The sequence below is a fragment of the TM7 phylum sp. oral taxon 349 genome (assembly GCA_018127705.1).
In the GTDB taxonomy this organism is placed as follows: domain Bacteria; phylum Patescibacteriota; class Saccharimonadia; order Saccharimonadales; family Saccharimonadaceae; genus Saccharimonas.
This window is the reverse complement of the sequence record CP072328.1, coordinates 118535-136434: the sequence shown is the minus strand read 5'-3', so window position 1 is coordinate 136434 and position 17900 is coordinate 118535. Positions and strand designations below refer to the sequence as shown.

Below are 17900 nucleotides of genomic sequence, written 5' to 3'. Positions count from 1 at the left end.
CTATACTAGAAACGTTAAGTTAGCGCTATACTCAGCAGTACTGTGTAGGTTTTAACCTTCGTACGACTCCCATGAAAAACCTGCTTGACCGAAATGACCATAGCGGGCAGTCTGTTCGTATATTGGACGACGCAAATCAAGCGCTTCAATAATGCCGTTCGGCGTCAAATCATATCCAGTGATCTTGCGCAACGCACCATCAACGATCGCTGTAGTTTCAATCGGTTGATCGTAACCAATCGCATATGCTAATCGTACAAGTACTTCGCCTGCATGGAATCGATGCAAATAGTCAATGGCGATTTTGCGCGCCATATACGCAGCACTACGATCCACCTTGCTTGGGTCTTTACCGCTAAATGCCCCGCCGCCAAGCGGTATACGCGGACCATAATTATCTACTGCCAGTTTGCGGCCTGTTAGACCCGCGTCAGCGTCAAACCCACCAATTTTCCAATCGCCTGCTGGATTGATATGCAATATTGGATCGATATTTTGAATCACTGCATTATTCATCTGGTGCTCCGTTTGAGTTTCTGCAAAGTACTTTACCCCCACATATCGTACCGCTTCGTCTCTCACCCAATCTTTCACCGCCTGCTCCAGCTCATCGTATGGCGCATGCTGAAAACTCGCTACAACCGCGACGATATCGCGACCACGCACCGATACTTGCGTCTTGCCGTCATACGGCCAACGCTGATATAGACACTGATTTAAGCGCCGCGCTAACACCACTTCTAGCGGCAACAGCTCCGGCGTCTCATTGCAAGCATAGCCTATCATAATCCCCTGGTCGCCCGCACCGCCCGCGTTGACACCACGCGCAATCTCTGGACTCTGTTCAGCAACCCGCTCAATAACTTCACTATTTTTGCCGGCAATTCGGCGAACAATTTTTGCAATACTTACTTCTACCCGACTTGATACCTCGCCCGTAACGAATACTGCACCATGTCCGCCCGCTACATCAATCGCTACACGCGCCTGCGGATCCTTTGCCAGATATGCATCTACAATTGCATCTGAAATCTGGTCGCATAATTTATCCGGATGCCCCGGTGACACACTCTCAGCTGTGCGTATACTATTTTGATTTTTACTCATAGGTTACTCCTTCCGCACATCTTGCCACACACCGAGTAGAAAGAAGTTCCATGAAAATATCTTCCCATTCGGGCTAGATGGAGCACCTTACCGTAACATGGAATCGTCTCATGCTAAAGCAGGTTGCTGGCGGCTCAACGAGCTAGTTCTCTCGCCGCACTCTTGATATGCTAGTTGTTAATTGTGGGATTATTGTAGCATGAAATGACACGTATTCACAACAGCTACCGGCACGGCGAACGCAATACATAAAGATCAACCAAAACGTATAAACATACGGACTGCATGAAGATTATATATAATAGAATACCCCAATCTTTCCTTGTGAATATCCATACAAATCGTCGTACATAATCGTCCATATCTGTAAGGTCACCACCACGTACATTATTGTCACCATACTGTTCCATGTATTTTCGCGTCACACGACCTTCATACAATTGAGCTCTCTCAATATCGCACAGACCGAGATCTTTCGTATCGTGAATTTTCAGAGGTTTATATTTTTTCGTCCAATTCGCACCGGCAAAACCCCGTTGATGCTCGCGAAACCGCTTTTCGACTGAACGCGAAGTGATACCAATATACCATTTGTCTTGCTCCAGTTTTAAAACATAGAGCTGCCAACGCGACTTTTGCTTATTCACCACTTCCGTTCTTTCATATCACACTTTTTTAGCGCACTCTGCAAATCCCGCACTGGCGCCACATATTCAACTTCAACTTCTACGAAATGCTGTCGTGCAGCCAGGATTTTGCCCCGCTCGCTCGCGCTCAGATGTGAATTGTTGATTTTATTCACTCCTTTTGTCTCTGCAACAAAATAAACTCGTTCGTCGCCATCAAATACCACCGCCCAGTCTGGATTATATGACCCGAGCGGCGTCGGGATCGTGAACCAACCCGGCAGCTTTACATAAAACCGGATGTTGCCTGCTTGCTCTAACGCTTTCATAAACTTATACTCCACCTCTGAATCAACCGTCACGTAATCATATATCGTTTTATCCGGATTATCAACAGCAATCGCTCCGCTTTTCATCGCCGCATCGTACAAATAAGCTTCGAGTTCATGGTTTTCAAACAGACACATATCGTAACTTTCGCCAGTTTTTTGGTAACTAATTCCGTCTACCATCACCTCTTGCTTAGCACGATTGATAGCCCGCGCCGCCTCGTCGATCATCTGTTGTGGATTACGTGCTAATTTACCAAACACATCTGCCTTATCAAGCACGGCAAAAATCATCGCGCGCGTCAATCCTGTTCGCTTTTCCAGCACACTCAGAATATCTGGCACATACACCTTCTGGATATTCGCTGCTACACCAGCACCTGGCGTTTCACTGACCGTAAAACCGCGCTCCGCGCCTAACTGTTCAATTCGTACTCTGGTATCAACAATCTGCGGACAGACGACCTCAACCAATACTAATTGCTTAGTCGCTTGACGCACTAACTCATCTACATCAAACGCCACACGATAAACGGTTTTATGTTTTATCCGCTCCCACAATTCCTTAAAATCGTCGCTCAAAGCCAGGCTTTTTGTCAGCCGTATCCGCCGCCGATCGTCGCGATTCTTAATCCGCCCGCTAAACGAGATTCCCGTTTCCTGTTCAATCTCGGTCTGCAACTTTCGGCTAAAATCCGCGTAACTTTCGTTAGCTACCACCGTCAGCACATTAGTATTCTGGTCGTGAACTCGCTCGCCATTGATATCTACCGGTAAGCGCAACCCCCGCCCAATTTCCTGGCGCTTTTTCATTTCACTTGACGTTTCGTTCAACGTACAAATTGTAAACACATTCGGGTTATCCCAACCCTCGCGCAGCGCCGAATGACTGAAGATAAATCGCAGTGGCTCGTTCGGATCAAGCAGCCGCTCCTTGTCTTTCATAATCAAGTTGTATGCGCTATCATCATCTTTTGTCCGGCCACCTTCGCCCTTAGTGTCACGCGAGTCCTTCCACTGCCCGATTTTGTCTTTGGCAAAATAGCCATCGTGCACCATCTCGACCGCCAGCCCGTCTAGCATGCCAGCAAAGCGTGGTTTAGCTGCCACTTTTTGGTAGATTTCTTCAAACCACTCAGCAAACTTACCTTTCACTACACCGCCTGGCGTATACTCACGGTAATTCGCCACTTTGTCGATGAAGAACAGACTCAAGACTTTAACATTCGTGCCCAGCTGTTTCTGTTTGTCAAAATGGTCTTCAATCGTCAGTTCAATCTGCCGTTTCAAAATCTCCTCGCACAAGCTCTCGTCTTTCTGCCCGACATACACCGTCTTGCCATTAGCAAATTCTACCGCCTGCTCAATAAAATCAATCCGCTCCACCACGTAATTTTCGTACACCGCACGACCTGTCAATTCCGCCAAATCATCGCCCGGACTCACTTTTACCACTCGCCGTTGCAAGCCATACTCATCACTAGCATCAACTTCAATATGGGCGATAATCCGGCTCTTGCCTTTGCGCTCCAGCTTCAGCACATTTACATACGCGTCATTATAGCTATCCTCGCTCAACACACTGTGCACCTCAATCTTCTTTACCAAATGTTTATCATAGGCGTCAACCGGCGTCAGGCGATAGAGTAGATTGTATGGGTTTTTATGCGTGGCACTATAGCGCAGTGTACAAAGCGGATGCAGGCTTTCAATCGCTGCTTTTCGCGTATCGGTTTCCATATTCTGCGGTTCGTCGACAATCACTACCGGATTAGTCGCACGGATGAAATCTAGTGGACGACCGTAATCACTCTGCTTATTCATGATGTTAGCCGCCTTAGCAAAACTATCAATAGTGATAACCATAATCTGCAATGTAGCATTGGTCGCAAACTCACGTGCTTGCCCGGTCTTTTTACTATCCCAGACGTAATAGTTCATTTCTGGCTTGCGATAGAGATCAGCAAAGTGTTCGCGGGTAATCTCTAGGTTCTTCAGCACGCCCTCACGAATCGCCACACTCGGCACCACGATGATAAACTTCTTCCAGCCATACTGCTCGTGCAACTCGTGAATCGTTCGCAGATATACATACGTCTTGCCTGTCCCTGTTTCCATTTCAATAGAGAAATTCATACCGCATTTAAGCAGGTTACCATTAGCAGTCCCGCCGACCTCTAGTATTTGGCTCCGGCTTAGTCCATTACGCTCTTGGACTCGGTGGGTATTTCGAGTAATCTGGTCATCCGCTAGCTCTAGGATATTTCCCCGAGCTACCGCCGCTTCCAAACTCAACTGCTGACCATCAAAGCCCAAAATCTCTTGCCCGCCAAAGCTTGCTCCGTCTATCTTCCGCTGCCCAGCAAAAACATCTATCACCGCATCAATAGCGTCAAGTTGGTATTGTTGGTTGGGGTCGAATTTAAGCTTCATTAGAATTATCAGTCCTTATTTCTTTTACCGCCTTATCAAAATCACTCTCCAGCCGCCGCATTTCATCTTGGCGATATGCGTCAAATTCGCGCCTAGCCTTTTTCATCGCCCGTTTGTGGCTAATCTTGCCAGCGCCATCAAGCAACTTTGAGTCGTTTACACATAAATACTCGTCTAGTTTATCAATCCACTGCTGCATGGTCATGGCTTTGCGGCGAGTTGCCTGGAGCTCAGCAAAATCAAGGTATTGCGACACTATCAAATTCAACTCGTTTAGCTCATCCTCGTTTAAGTAGTTTTTTGCTACCGCTACGTCATCGGTTGTTATGTAATTACCCTTAAAGTTCGTTAGTCCCATGTTCGGCTGCGTAGCATTGGCACGATCATAAATCATTTCCGCTGCAGTTTTACCGTGCACCGCATAGTGCATCTTATTTTGCACCGTCGCAAAGAACTTTTTAGTCATATCAGAATCTTTTTGATAATCAATGCTCGTTGCATAAATATCTGTCACCTGTTGGTACAAATTACGTTCGCTTGAACGAATATCACGAATACGCTGGAGTAATTCTTTGAAATAACGACCGCCGCCCTGCTTGAGGCGTTCATCGTCCATCGTAAATCCTTTGACAATATATTCACGCAATCGCTTGGTTGCCCATTGGCGGAACTGCGTACCGCGCAAGGATTTAACGCGATAGCCAACAGAGATAATCACATCTAAATTATAATGTTTAACGCTATAACTCTTCCCATCAGCAGCAGTTACTCGGAATTTCCGAACAACTGAGTTCTCGTCCAGTTCACCCTCTTCAAAAATATTGCCTAAATGCTCTACGATTGTTGGTTTTGACTTATCAAAAAGCTCAGCCATCTGATCTTGTGTCAGCCAAACCGTTTCACCTTCAATCTGAACGTTGATGGAGACTTTATTGTCAGTAGTTTTATACAGCAGAAAATTAGCTGGAGTATTTTTCATCATCATGCTGTCACTCCGTTGTCCCGCTTAAGTACTCCGACCCGACAACTTTGTGCTCGCCAAAATCTGCTTCATCCAGCTGTCGCTCAATAAGAATATCCCTCACCGAATTGATAGCGTAAAGCTGGTATTGTCGGTTAAATACGAATTTGAGCTTCATCAAGCCGACCTTCTCTCATAGGAAAAGCTTACGCTAAACTTAAGATCTTTCTCTCGACACATTGCATACAGCGCGTTGATCTTTGACAAAAAAGTAAATGATCTTATATCCATTAAACTCTGTATCGGGTTACTCCTATTGGTGAATATTAGCCAAAGCTCAACTTCATCGACTTCTATATATCCACCATCGCTTGGAATATATCTACCATTTGATATTAACGATATGACTGAACTAGCTTGATCCAGGGCGTAGCCCAAATTTCTTGCATCTCCTCGCTTTGTGACAATTATTTTTTTATTAAGCGGATCATATACATCACATATCTCTATATTCCTTTTGAGCTTAAAATCTATCTTCCGATCATATAGTTGATATTCCCCTCTCTCGCTTAGTACCTTATTATAGTAAAGCTCCTTGTAGGCAGGATTCCCACTCTCTTTCTCCCGCGAGCACCAATTTAAGAAGTCTTCTTCATTAAAGTTAATGTCACGAGTTGCTATCTCTATCTTCTTTACCCAAAATTGGAGATCTTCTAAATAGTCATTATTAAATTCCTTCCATCTACCATTTTCAAGATAACACCTCGTATCATCATCTTGATAATCAATAAAGTATATTAGTTCTTTAGTAAAAGTGCGCCCTTGATCAGATCTTACAACAAGTTTTAGATCCTTTAATATGCCCCTGAGCAGAAAATTATTTGTGTCACAGAACCTTTTTATAGTGTCTATACTAATAGAACTATATTCGTCTTCATATATAATCCCCTTGTATTTAAATTGCCATATGACATCATCTGTAAAGAATATATTCACACCAAAATTATCAAAATCGTAAAAACCTATATTATAATCATCCCCGCCATTCTCAATGGCCTTGACTAGGTTGTCATTTAGTTTTTTTATCTTTTCTGGATTAATCACTATTTTAGATCGTGGAACCTTAAATTTTACATCCAAAGCCAATGTTTCGTTTACCTTTTCAATTAAAAATCCTAGTTCACGCGCACTAATATCTATATTAGCTAGCTGAATACTTGAACCAAATACGATAGCAGACCTACCAAAATCTTTATCATTCTCAGCTTTCATTTTCAGCAGATTAATTGATTCACCGGCAGTAAAATCTAAATTACTATAATCAACATTACTGGTTATTGATCTACTTTTAATCCCCCCATTAAAAATAGAGCTTTTCATTTTACTTTTAGACCCATCACCTATGCGTTGTGCTACATTTATTCCAAATTCTTGATCGCAATAGTCATCAATGATCGAAAAACTGCGCCCCATAGACACTGCATAAACGGATTCTTCAATAAGAGCAATTAGTATCGCTGAATATGTCGTAGCCTTTAGATCATGATATTCTTCAGGTAGGATGGGCTTATACTGAGTAGACCACCATACATCACTGTATTCTTGTGATATACAAAAATTAAAGCTAACGTTGCTTGATTTATATTCAGCGACAGACTTGTATTCTTTTTGCCTAAGTTTTTCCTGAAGTCCATCAAGATCATCTATCTTATAAATGTTGTACTTTGCCATAGCTATACCACCTCCACCCGTACACCACGCTGCTCTGCCTGCAACATTGCGTTTGCTCTCAAGTTCGCATCATCGCCAAATGCACGCGATAGCAGGACGATTTGTTCGGCACCACTGTCAAGCAAACGGGCAAAGTCAGTCTCAGTTATGTTAGCAATAAGTGAAATCGCAAGTGATTCAGACGGTATGAATAGATAGTTATTACGTTGCTCAATAGTTACCAATGGAGAGATGCCGCGTTTGAGTAAGACCTCTGTCAGAATATCATCATCGGTCGCACCAAGCTCAAGCGGGTCAATTGATTCAAGCGTCTGCTGGCGGATTTCCTCGGCGGTCGAGACCTGCTCGTTCCAGCGTTTGAAATTGCTTTCGCCGATAGTGTAGGCACGAAAGCCAAGGTCAAGTGGTGCTTTTCTTTCAGATAATTTATCGGCAAAGTCAGCTTTGATTTTCGCACCAGCGCGACGAATCCGCTCACGTGACAAATCCGCTATAGTATGTCTTAAATTTAGCCTATCAAGTATTGCCACAGCGTTCTCAATAATTTGCCTCGTTTTGGGGTTGGCACTTTTGTAGTTTTTATCAAGATCTTCACTTAACTGTACAGCTATAGTTCTGAGATTAATATTATTTTCAACTGAGTACTCCATCGCTGCATGCATAATCGTGCCCGATCCCGCAAAGAAATCAACGATAATATCTCCATCCCTAACGTTTGATATATCGATCATATTCTTTATTAAACTTATGGGTTTCGGATTCTCAAACACAACCTTACCATCAAATAGTTCTTTTTGTTCCGAAGTTGCCGCTTGATTATTCCCAAAAACATCACTGGACCACCAGTTTGTGGCAGATTGGCCCTCTTCTTGTCTCTCGCTTAAATAATATTTCTTCCTAGGCAGCCCGTTACCACCACTTGGGAAATAAATCCTACCTTGTTCTAAAAGCTTTCTGTATGTACCTTCGCTGCCCATCCAGTCATCCAAGACTTCCCTACCGCTAGGCAGCTGAATTTTATACCTTACTCCACTCTGGCTAGATCCTGTTTTCCACGGCTTAGATGCCCACGCACCATTGACATCATTATCTGGATTAGAAAAATCACCCGTTACCGCAATCTTACCTACTCCAGAATTTTTATATAACTCTGCGTTTCGTGTATAAACTAATATATGTTCAGCCACCAGACCAATCATTTTCATTGGGTCATTTGGCTGATTTGTCCTTCTCCTCCAATGTATATGCCCTTGAAAATTCTCCTCCCCAAATATCTCATTCATCATCAGGCGGAGGTTGTGAACTTCATTGTCATCAATTGATACGAAGATTACGCCGTCTTGCCGCAACAAATTGCGGGCGAGAAATAGCCGCGGATACATCATACTCATCCAGTTGCTATGCTTGTGTCCGCCGGTGTTGGAGCATAGGCCATCGTCGCGCGTCACATTACCTTCGTCGTCGGTGATGCCGGCTTCCGCTTCGTAACTTTTGCGTGTCTGCTTGAAATCATCGTTGTAGACGAAATCGTTGCCAGTGTTATACGGCGGGTCAATGTAAATCATCTTCACCTTGCCGTAATAGCTCTTGTGTAAAATCTTCAGCGCCGCCAGGTTATCGCCCTCAATGAACATATTGCTCGTAGTATCCCAATCAACGGAGTTGGCTCGGTCGGTATGGAGTGTCTCGACCGTTTTCTCTTGGATTTTGGCGAAAACATCACTCTTACCCTTCCAGCCGAGACCGTAGCGTTCACCCAAATCTACCGCATCGCCGAGCGTCGCCTTTAGTCGCGCCCAGTCAATCCTATCCTCAGTAAACACCTCCGGAAAAAGCTGGCGGAGCTTCGCTCGTTGATCGTTTGCAATATCGTCGTTATAGCCGTTCATCACACTTCCTCTTTATTATAAAACTATCCTAGAGATCTATCCTCTGTAAATATTTCTATATAGTCTTTATAGGTATACTTCTTACCATAGCCATCGTTCTCGTCGGCTGGATAAAGAATATTCATACCAACGAGACGATCTATCAGCTTGTAGGCTGATGGTCTACTATAGCCAGTTTGGTTAACAACATCAGCAATACCTACAGTTGGCACCTTGTAAAGGAAACGAATCATATCAAGCGTTTTAGGAGCTGTAGCCTTGCCAAGTTTCTGAACTTTACGCATATCTCGTTCTCGTAATTCTGTTATCTTTTTGCATGTTTCAATAGACGAATTAGCAGTATCTAACACGCCATCTAGGAAAAACTCCACCCATTCTTCAACATTGCCGCTCTCTGAATGGTAAGCATTGAGTTTTTCATAGTAGATTTCTTGATGCTTTTTAAAGTACGTCGATAAATAAAGAACTGGCATTTCCAACAATCGCCGATGCCACAAAAACATCGTCACCAACATACGTCCAGTTCGCCCATTGCCGTCAAGAAATGGATGGATCGTTTCAAACTGAGCATGCAGTAAGCCAGCTTTAATCAGTGGTAAGTATTCATCGTCAGCATGAATGAATTTTTCTAGGTCGTCTAACGCCTGGTTCATTTCGCGAACAGGCGGCGGCACAAAACGTGCGCTGTCCGGGCGAGTACCGCCGATCCAGTTCTGCGTACGACGAAACTCACCAGGGAAAGAGTTATGAGTATTACGTGCACCAATCATAAGCTTTTCGTGTAGCTCACGAATGAAACGCAGCGAAAACGGAAAATCCTTTGCCCGCTCTAATCCATAATTAAGCGCCTCAATATAGTGCAAAATGTCATCAACGTCTTGCGGCAAATCATTACGCCGCTCAATATTTAGCGCCTCGATTGCGTCAGAGATAGATGCCTGCGTACCTTCAATTTGACTTGAGGATGAAGCATCTTTGCGAACGAACATTTCCAAAAAATAATCTCTATCTGGCAGCAAGGCTGTAATGCCGTCTAGTTTTCCTAAGAGTCGCATCGCCTCAGCATGCTTCTGTTGAATAGCCGATGAGAACACTAGTGTATCTTTTGGCGGAAACGACTCTAAGACAAAAGCCTTAAACCCTTCTGGCTGGGGTCTATATACACCAATCCTAGGATTTTTATTGCTAATTTTAGTCATACTATGTAAAGATTTTAGCATTTTTTATTTACATTTACAATGAACTTGTAAATATTTTAGCTATTTTGTTTACATATAGCATAAAGATGTAAAGTTTTTATATAATACTGAAACAATTACGCGCAAAACGACGAAGTGGCAGCCGCCGCTGCATTTCAACTGCCGTTGTATATGGGTGATGATACGTAAGATGTCGGACGATTATAAGCTACCTGAAGTCACCGGCATGAAGAACGAAGAGCTTGCTGACAAGGTAGAGCATCTCAAAACAACGCGCAAGCAGGAGCTGATTGATACTGGCGTACTAGCGAAAGGTGTTACTAAAGTCGACACCGAAGCCTTATTGATGTACCAGGGGATTTACTACAAGGAGATAAATGAACACCTCCGAACCGGAACTGCTATTAGTTCGCATGCGACTGAGGCAGTGAAACGGTTAGATAAGATGATTGCAAAGTCTGCGCTCGGTAATGACACTATACTCTATCGCGGTTTTGGTTTGAAAAATCAACTGGCCATTGGTGATACGTTCAATGACAAGGGCTTTTTATCGATGAGTCGCGATAATATCGTTGGACGAAGTTTTGCGTTCGGTGCAAGCGACCCGTATAAATACTTGTTGCGGGTGAAAGTGCCTCAAGGTTATCATGGACTTGATGTAAACGCCATATTGCTTGAGCGCTCTGAATATCCGTATGAGAAAGAGATATTGCTTGGGCGCGGTCAGGATTATATAATTAAAGGCATGAGCAAACCGGACGAAAATGGTATCGTTGACGTCGACATTGCGCTTGTAGATAAAAGCGGCAAGGAACTGTCTGATCCGAATGTTCGCGTTATCACTGCTGAAGAAATAGAAGCGGCCGATAAACTGCTTGGTGTCGATGGCGACTCTTTGCCGGATGAAGAGACGTTGGCTAAGATTCATGAGAAGATGAAATCATATAACCAGAATGTTACGATAACACGAGCGGACGGCACGACGTTTATAACGTAGTCTTGCCACCCCCCGTTCTCTGTAGTACAATAACCCTAAGCAACGTGGTCACGAGCAGTGGGCACGTTTCTTCTTTCTCTCGCAACCTAGAAAAGTAACACAGCCACCGCTATCGTGGCTATTTCAAACGTTGCTAAAGAACAAACAATCATGAAAACACAAACAAACACGAATACAAACACGCTACGAAGCCGCTATGTCGCGGTCACTAAACATGGAGACGTAAAGCTTACTGATACCAACGACGGTAAGTTCAAACGATTCAAGAAAATTTTCACGCAAAACCATTCTCATTGCAGGAAGAAAAAGCGATGAGAAAACAGCTATAAAACGAACAGTGCGATTATGATCAGCTGCCGCGTTTCAGTACTCTTCAAAATAACACAACGAGTTAAAATAACGTGTCTTCGGATATCACATCATTAATTCGGGTAGTAGAGACCCATTTTGATAGACGACATCGGTCGTCTATTTTTAGACTACAGTTATAGCATTATGCTATAACTGTAGTATGATTCGCTCAAAATCACACAAAACAACATTACCCGCACCGAAGAAATTAGTGCGAAAAACGCCAAGAAAACGACGGAGCATTTCTTTGAAAAAATCATACATTATTGTTTTTGCTGTAGCGCCAGTTCTTGCGACCATATGCTTAGCACTAGTATTTCATCTGAACCGCCCGCATATTACGCCAGCAGCTGATCCTGCCGACACGAAATATTATTTCGCAAACTCGAAATATCGCGACATTACGTCAAAATTCGTACAGCGCCGCAACCGCGCCGAACAAACATCAATTGAATACCCTATCACGAAAAATCAGAAGATCAACGATACGATCGCTGCTGCTATCAACGAGAAAGACCGCGGCTTTCGCGACGCACTTACTAAACAGTCGGCGCACATTACCGAGCCATTCACAAACACAGCAGGCTACCAAGTGCTACGTAACGACGACCGTTTTATATCAATTACAGTGCTAATTAAGCAAAATATGCACACTTCGCATTCCGAGCAGTATTTGCTATCATGGACGTTTGACAAACAAACAGGCGATATTGCAGGATCTAACGATCTAGCGTCAACTAATCCGCCAGATAATCCTACACCAACTCCCGCTGCTCCGCAGAACAGCACAACACGGTGCAGCGGCAAATGTATCGCGTTGACATTCGACGACGGACCAGGAGCGCATACTATGCGTTTGCTCGATACGCTTGATACATATCACGCCAAAGCAACCTTTTTCGTGATCGGCGAAAAAGTAGCAGCGCATCACGCAATTTTGCAGCAGCAAGCTGCCCGCGGGCACCAGATTGGCAACCATTCATGGCGGCACCCTGATTTAACAGCACTTGCACCAAGCAATGTTGCGAACGAAATTTCACAAACTAACCGCGCGATTCACGCCGCTATCAAGCAAACGCCAACGGTAATGCGCCCGCCATATGGCGCGATCAATGCCTCAGTTTCGCAGCAACTACAGACATTTGGCATGTCGTCGGTTTTGTGGTCAGTTGATACGCGCGACTGGGCTGACCGCGATAGTAATATCGTATGCCTGCGCGCCGTTAGTAACGCGCGCGCCGGTGCAATTATCTTATTCCACGACGTCCACCCAACGTCGGTCGACGCTATACCGTGCGTTCTCGACGCGTTATCAAAACAAGGTTTCACATTCGTGACAATTGATACGCTTTTTGGCGGAAAATTACAGCCAGGACGATCGTATTTTAGCGCGATGTAAAATTCTACTTCCACACAACGTTGCACCCGTCTATCGTGCGCATAACAGTACCGCTCTGATCAATGAGTACGGTGCGTGTCGACATATTACGTCCATTAACAGGGTAATTATCAAACGACGAATTTTGCTGCGACGCAGTCTCGACAGCGATATATTGGCCATTCGGCGATGCAGATAACCCTGTAATATCATGCGCGCCATCTGGACGATATAGCCTGGCTACGCTACGCCCATCATTATACGTGACCTCACTGCCCGGTTTTCTGTCGGCAATAAACATACTCTGCATCAACCGGGCATTCTTTCCCAGCAATTTAAGCCGCACAATATATGAATTCGCCTGCGTTGAGTCACTGAAAATTGCGCGGCGTTCATTTCTTTCAAGATCGTACGCTACAAAACCACCTGCACTACCGAGAAACGACAGCATTCGCCCATCGCTTGAAAAATCGCCAAGCTCGCTCGCATTACCGAGTGGTCGCGGTTGTTTTTTACCTGCCGTATCAATAAGCAATAAATCTCCTTTCACTGTAACGACCGCTATTAAACTGCCATCAGGACTGGTGCTCCAATCAGTCACTGCACCCACATTTTTAACCACACGCGACGATCCGTTTGTTACGTCTAGTAATTGGAGTTGCCCGCCTTTCGTATCGGAGTGCTCTCCCGTAATGTAGCCGACGCGCCGTCCATCGCCAAGCGATTGCAGTTTCGCGGCAAGTTGTGGTTTTGCTACCGGCACCGCTTGCGTGCGCTTGTTACTCAAGCTAACGCGCTGCAACTGCGATACGCCATCGCGATAGGTATTTATAACTAGTTCATCACGCACTGCGACAAACTCAAGGATTCGCGGCGCTGCAAATAGCACTTCGGTATTGTTAGACTGCATGGTTGTCGCGATAATCTGATCATTTGCCTTGCTCTCGTCGCCACCACCACTATACTGCCGCTGTAGATAATATAGCTTCGCCGGCGGTGTAGAAAAATGATATTCAATATTGCTATGTTGCCGCCCATATTGGCCTGCTATATCGCGTACGCGCACATAATATTCCGTTTGATACCGTAATCGTTCGTTTGGCGTGATAACTATTGTATTGCCGCTTGTCGTCACCGATACGGAAACAGCCGGTGTCAACGAAACTTGCTCTGGCATAACGCGCTTGACCGGCACCGACATATGCAGCACAATCCGCCCGTCCGCATTGGTCAATTCAGATGGATTAAGATCAGCGTAGCGTACACGAACGCCTGTATTTGCTGTTGCTATTGTGAGAATTACTATAATGGCGCTGCAAACAGCTGCTACTAGCGTAAACCGGCGTAAGCGTAGCCGATTCAGCTGCACTTTAATACACATACGGCTCCCGCGGCGGCGCGACCGATTGAATGCGCGATGGTTTCAAAACGATGTTATGCAGCGAATTTGTATCAGGGTTTTCGATAAACTCACCTGTAATTTCAAGCCAGCTATTCGGTGAGTAACGATGCCGCCAGTCCGGTACGTAAACCGGCACACCAATCGGCTGCGCGTCAACCACACAGCATGTCACAAAAAAACGCGAGGCGAAAAATATATTTGTATTACCATTATCAGCGACAAATCCGGTGATTGAAGCGGTCTTGCCTACGAAAAAATTTGCATCGTAGTGCGCCAGCAACGACGACCAATCTTTAATGCCGAGCTGCGAGTAACCAGCCGTATCAAATAACGCTGACGAAGCATCTGCATTGGTCAATGCCGAATTGCGGTCGATACCACGACTAGCTGCCGTGCGTGCACTAAGCGTTGCCGGCTGCACGAAAAGAAAACCGGCACAAGCCATCACGAAGAGGAGCGCCGTTATTACCTTTGCTATTGTACGATTATCTCTAGCGCATGTAGCTGTTTGAACAGCATGATACGACCGATATCCGACCACCATGCTCGCCAGCGCTACTATTAGTCCAGCACCGGCCATCACCAATGTGAATATCGTGTAACGCGGATGAATATAGAGTTGTAGTTTTCCGAGTATGCCTAGGCGAATGACTCCAGCGCACAATAGCGCCATCGCAATCGCACCGCAATGCTCAACATGCCACGCCGACCATTTACAGTACATAATTCACCCCCAATCCTATTGCCGCAGCCATTAACAATACCGACAGTGAAACCTGCATCAGCACTTTCGGCTGATATGTCGTCCGCATCAAACTGAGCAATTTGATGTCGATCATTGGCCCAAATACTAGAAAGCTCACAAGCGAACCAGCAGTAAACGTATCTCTAAATGCCAGCGCAAAGAATGCGTCAACATTTGAGCAAATAGAAATCACAAACGCCAGCACCAGCATTGCGGCGATAGACCATGCCGGGTTGCTACCAAGTGTTAATAAAATTTCACGCGGCACGGCAACTTGCACTAATGCTGCCGCTGCTGCACCGAATAAAAGCGCCGGCAGTATATGGCTTGCCTCGTGACGGAATAATTCTAAACTACGCGCCCACCGCCGTTCATGAATGTGGCGAGAAATTTGGCACGTTTTGATAAAATCTGGCTGTAGCAATTCATCGCGCCGACGCCTCATAAACACCCAACCAACTACATTCGCAATAACGAAGCCACCCGCCATACGCCCAGCAAGCACCACCGGATCGTTCGCAAATGCTTGCTGCGTGGTAATAATCGTCACTGGATTCAGTACTGGAGCGGCAAGCAAAAATACCAGCGATTCCGACGCGCTTAAGCCTTGTACTAACAGCCCGCGCGCCAATGGCACATTACCACACTCGCACACCGGCACAAATACACCCAACAACGAAATAGTAACTTGCCGCACCCAACGACGCTTTGGCAACCGGCGCAACAACCAGCCTTCCGGCAGCCATACTTGTACTGCCACCGAAATTATAATACCGAGCACAACAAACGGCAGTGCCTCAACGACAATACTAATCAAAAATGTGAGAAAATCTTGCAAGGGAGTGAGCATACTTATTGTATTATACCAACTATAAATCTATGCCCGACAAGTTTAACACTATCCGCCTAGACAACCTTACGTTCAATCAACCCCAAGTTCGGCAGCGTAAACTCAATATATGCTAACATATCGCTCGTAAAGTCATTTGCCGCCGTAAAACTAACGCTTGCATCATTTCGCCAACAAAAATCCCCAGACTCGGCAAAAGTCTCATGGATGTGCCCATGCATTGTTAATAAGGGATGCTTATCCTTGATGAATCGGCGAATCGCTTGACTGCCGATATGGAGCTGTCCGTTCTTAATATATTTATTATCTGACGCAATTTGATCAAGTGGTGTATTAAAAGGCGCTTCGTGAAAAATATAAACAGTATCCTTTGGATCGCTTAAACGAGATAATACCCGTATATCATCAGCTATCGTCTGCGTATCGTTATATAGATCAACCGGTATATGAGCTCCTTCACGAGAAATATAGCCGTCAGTGCGATATATTTTATACGGCAAGCTGCGCGGCAGCTCATCCCATCGTTCCCAATCCTTATGATAGAACGGTGTCAATCCAACATATGGATAACCCGCTACATACAAGTCCCTGCCATGCACCTGCATTTTTTTCACCTGCCGATTCAAAAAATGCACATTCTCAATGGCAGCTTGCGTAAGCATTGAATAATTACTACTAAAATCATCATTACCAAAAATTGCATACACGTCTGCTATTTTCCCAAGCTCAACCAGATAACTGAAAAAATAGTTTTCAATAAAGTCAGCTTGCATTGCTGTTGTTCGCACTTTGTTATTAATGTGCCATGAACCACCAGTTTTCGGTAAAAGATCGCCGCACATAAACACAAAATCGAACCGTTCGCCTGCAACAAGCGTTTTTAATTTCTCATACTGCACTATATTGCCGTGAATATCAGCCACCGATATACATGTATGTTGCTTTGTCATCGTTGTTTATGCGGCTTCACCTTTTGCCAGTATTTTGCCAATTCTCTGAACATATTTACGGTTATAACATCAGGATTAATCCCCGTAAAATCAGCGATCATCTGCATGCTTCTTGACGTCGGATCTTTCACGAATCGCTTTTCACTCTCCGCATTTGAATAAAGTGGGATGTCCGATTGCATTTTATCAAATTCCAATCCAAGGGTAGCAACTCGCAGTACTGCATTTGACGCGCAATCTGTAGCTTGCCCCTGCGGGTCTATATATATCTTCTCGCGGGCTTCAATACTTAAGCGCTCACCCTCATCGCTAAATACCGATTCTCCATTGATTACCATCACTCCCGTCTGCGGCGTGTCAGTCAGCGTACTGCCATCAGGTTTTTGCACTTTACTGCTACATAAAAAATTAATTAGATATATGCCGCCATCCCGATCGACAGTTGACAAAAAGTACGATTGGTCGCGTTTTTTCGCATGATTGCCTGACCGATATTCAGTCGCATACGGTTTATTCCGATCGGGATATGAACCGCGAAACTTCGACTCACTAATATGAAGACTCAGTTTTCGACCGTCTTGGCTCCGCACCGATGTCGACACGTAATCTGCAGTGCTCACCGCCGCACCCGGCATTAGCGTGTCTCTAAGAATCGGTGGCATATTGCCAATGTCTCCTATTACCGTAAAGTCAACATCAGATCTCGAACTGATTCTACCCGAAACAAGACTGCCATGTACAAAAACTGACGCCCCGCTTTGCTGCATAGCGTCAAACAACTGTATGTCAACACCGTTCAAACCGACAGCACCCAGCATTGCGATAACCGTAGGGTTGTGTTCCGACCTCTCTAGATTATCCGAACTGCCAAGATGAACGTCCACTCCTCCTTTTAACATTTCTCTAACCATATTCAATAACATAACATTAAATATAGTTATGCACAAATTAT

General features: G+C 44.8%; 16 protein-coding genes and 1 riboswitch. Of the genes, 3 read left to right on the top strand and 13 right to left on the bottom strand.

What is annotated here, in order from left to right; translation table 11 throughout:
* Nucleotides 1–51: 51 nt before the first annotated feature.
* From J5A52_00660 to J5A52_00625, 8 genes are all read right to left on the bottom strand, one after another.
* Complete coding sequence (locus J5A52_00660) at nt 52–1107, bottom strand: methionine adenosyltransferase domain-containing protein (protein ID QUB37612.1); 1056 nt, start codon at nt 1105–1107, stop codon at nt 52–54.
* A gap of 53 nt (nt 1108–1160) precedes the next feature.
* Nucleotides 1161–1279, bottom strand: a riboswitch (SAM riboswitch).
* A gap of 52 nt (nt 1280–1331) precedes the next feature.
* A complete protein-coding gene (locus J5A52_00655; protein ID QUB37611.1) occupies nt 1332–1754 on the bottom strand; it encodes a hypothetical protein in 423 nt (140 codons plus the stop codon).
* Complete coding sequence (locus tag J5A52_00650; GenBank protein ID QUB37610.1) at nt 1751–4495, bottom strand: DEAD/DEAH box helicase family protein; 2745 nt, start codon at nt 4493–4495, stop codon at nt 1751–1753. Before J5A52_00650 ends, J5A52_00655 begins: the two co-directional genes overlap by 4 nt.
* Nucleotides 4485–5477, bottom strand: a complete 993-nt coding sequence (locus J5A52_00645) for a virulence RhuM family protein (GenBank protein ID QUB37979.1) — start codon at nt 5475–5477, stop codon at nt 4485–4487. The genes J5A52_00650 and J5A52_00645 overlap by 11 nt, the downstream gene beginning before the upstream one ends.
* A gap of 7 nt (nt 5478–5484) precedes the next feature.
* Nucleotides 5485–5634 carry a hypothetical protein gene (locus tag J5A52_00640; GenBank protein ID QUB37609.1) on the bottom strand — a complete coding sequence of 50 codons (150 nt, stop codon included), beginning with the start codon at nt 5632–5634 and terminating at the stop codon, nt 5485–5487.
* Nucleotides 5634–7187: a TIGR04141 family sporadically distributed protein gene (locus J5A52_00635; GenBank protein QUB37608.1), complete on the bottom strand. Its 1554-nt coding sequence runs from the start codon at nt 7185–7187 to the stop codon at nt 5634–5636. The genes J5A52_00640 and J5A52_00635 overlap by 1 nt, the downstream gene beginning before the upstream one ends.
* A gap of 2 nt (nt 7188–7189) precedes the next feature.
* A complete protein-coding gene (locus J5A52_00630) occupies nt 7190–9076 on the bottom strand; it encodes a site-specific DNA-methyltransferase (protein ID QUB37607.1) in 1887 nt (628 codons plus the stop codon).
* A gap of 23 nt (nt 9077–9099) precedes the next feature.
* Complete coding sequence (locus J5A52_00625) at nt 9100–10275, bottom strand: Fic family protein (GenBank protein QUB37606.1); 1176 nt, start codon at nt 10273–10275, stop codon at nt 9100–9102.
* A 178-nt stretch (nt 10276–10453) separates the two neighbouring features.
* Here J5A52_00625 and J5A52_00620 point away from each other — a divergent pair, with 178 nt between their 5' ends.
* The 3 genes from J5A52_00620 to J5A52_00610 all read left to right on the top strand — a co-directional run bounded on the left by J5A52_00620 (nt 10454) and on the right by J5A52_00610 (nt 13022).
* On the top strand, nt 10454–11272 hold the full coding sequence (locus J5A52_00620) for a hypothetical protein (GenBank protein QUB37605.1): 819 nt from the start codon (nt 10454–10456) through the stop codon (nt 11270–11272).
* 114 nt (nt 11273–11386) lie between these two features.
* Entirely contained in the window at nt 11387–11587 is a 201-nt protein-coding gene (locus J5A52_00615; protein ID QUB37604.1) for a hypothetical protein, read from the top strand.
* A gap of 682 nt (nt 11588–12269) precedes the next feature.
* On the top strand, nt 12270–13022 hold the full coding sequence (locus J5A52_00610) for a polysaccharide deacetylase family protein (protein QUB37978.1): 753 nt from the start codon (nt 12270–12272) through the stop codon (nt 13020–13022).
* Nucleotides 13023–13026: 4 nt separating this feature from the next.
* On the opposite strand, the gene J5A52_00605 is transcribed toward J5A52_00610, so the two are convergent.
* Genes J5A52_00605 through J5A52_00585 form a run of 5 tightly spaced genes read right to left on the bottom strand, consistent with a single transcriptional unit; the run spans nt 13027 to nt 17847 of the window.
* The gene (locus J5A52_00605) at nt 13027–14382 is read right to left on the bottom strand and encodes an Ig-like domain-containing protein (protein QUB37603.1); all 1356 of its coding nucleotides are present in this window, start codon (nt 14380–14382) and stop codon (nt 13027–13029) included.
* Nucleotides 14372–15127: a TIGR03943 family protein gene (locus tag J5A52_00600; protein QUB37602.1), complete on the bottom strand. Its 756-nt coding sequence runs from the start codon at nt 15125–15127 to the stop codon at nt 14372–14374. Before J5A52_00600 ends, J5A52_00605 begins: the two co-directional genes overlap by 11 nt.
* Nucleotides 15117–15998 (bottom strand): permease, encoded by an 882-nt coding sequence (locus J5A52_00595; GenBank protein QUB37601.1) that lies wholly within the window; start codon nt 15996–15998, stop codon nt 15117–15119. The genes J5A52_00600 and J5A52_00595 overlap by 11 nt, the downstream gene beginning before the upstream one ends.
* 56 nt (nt 15999–16054) lie before the next feature.
* The gene (locus J5A52_00590; protein QUB37600.1) at nt 16055–16948 is read right to left on the bottom strand and encodes a metallophosphoesterase; all 894 of its coding nucleotides are present in this window, start codon (nt 16946–16948) and stop codon (nt 16055–16057) included.
* Entirely contained in the window at nt 16945–17847 is a 903-nt protein-coding gene (locus J5A52_00585) for a hypothetical protein (GenBank protein ID QUB37599.1), read from the bottom strand. The genes J5A52_00590 and J5A52_00585 overlap by 4 nt, the downstream gene beginning before the upstream one ends.
* Nucleotides 17848–17900: the final 53 nt, after the last annotated feature.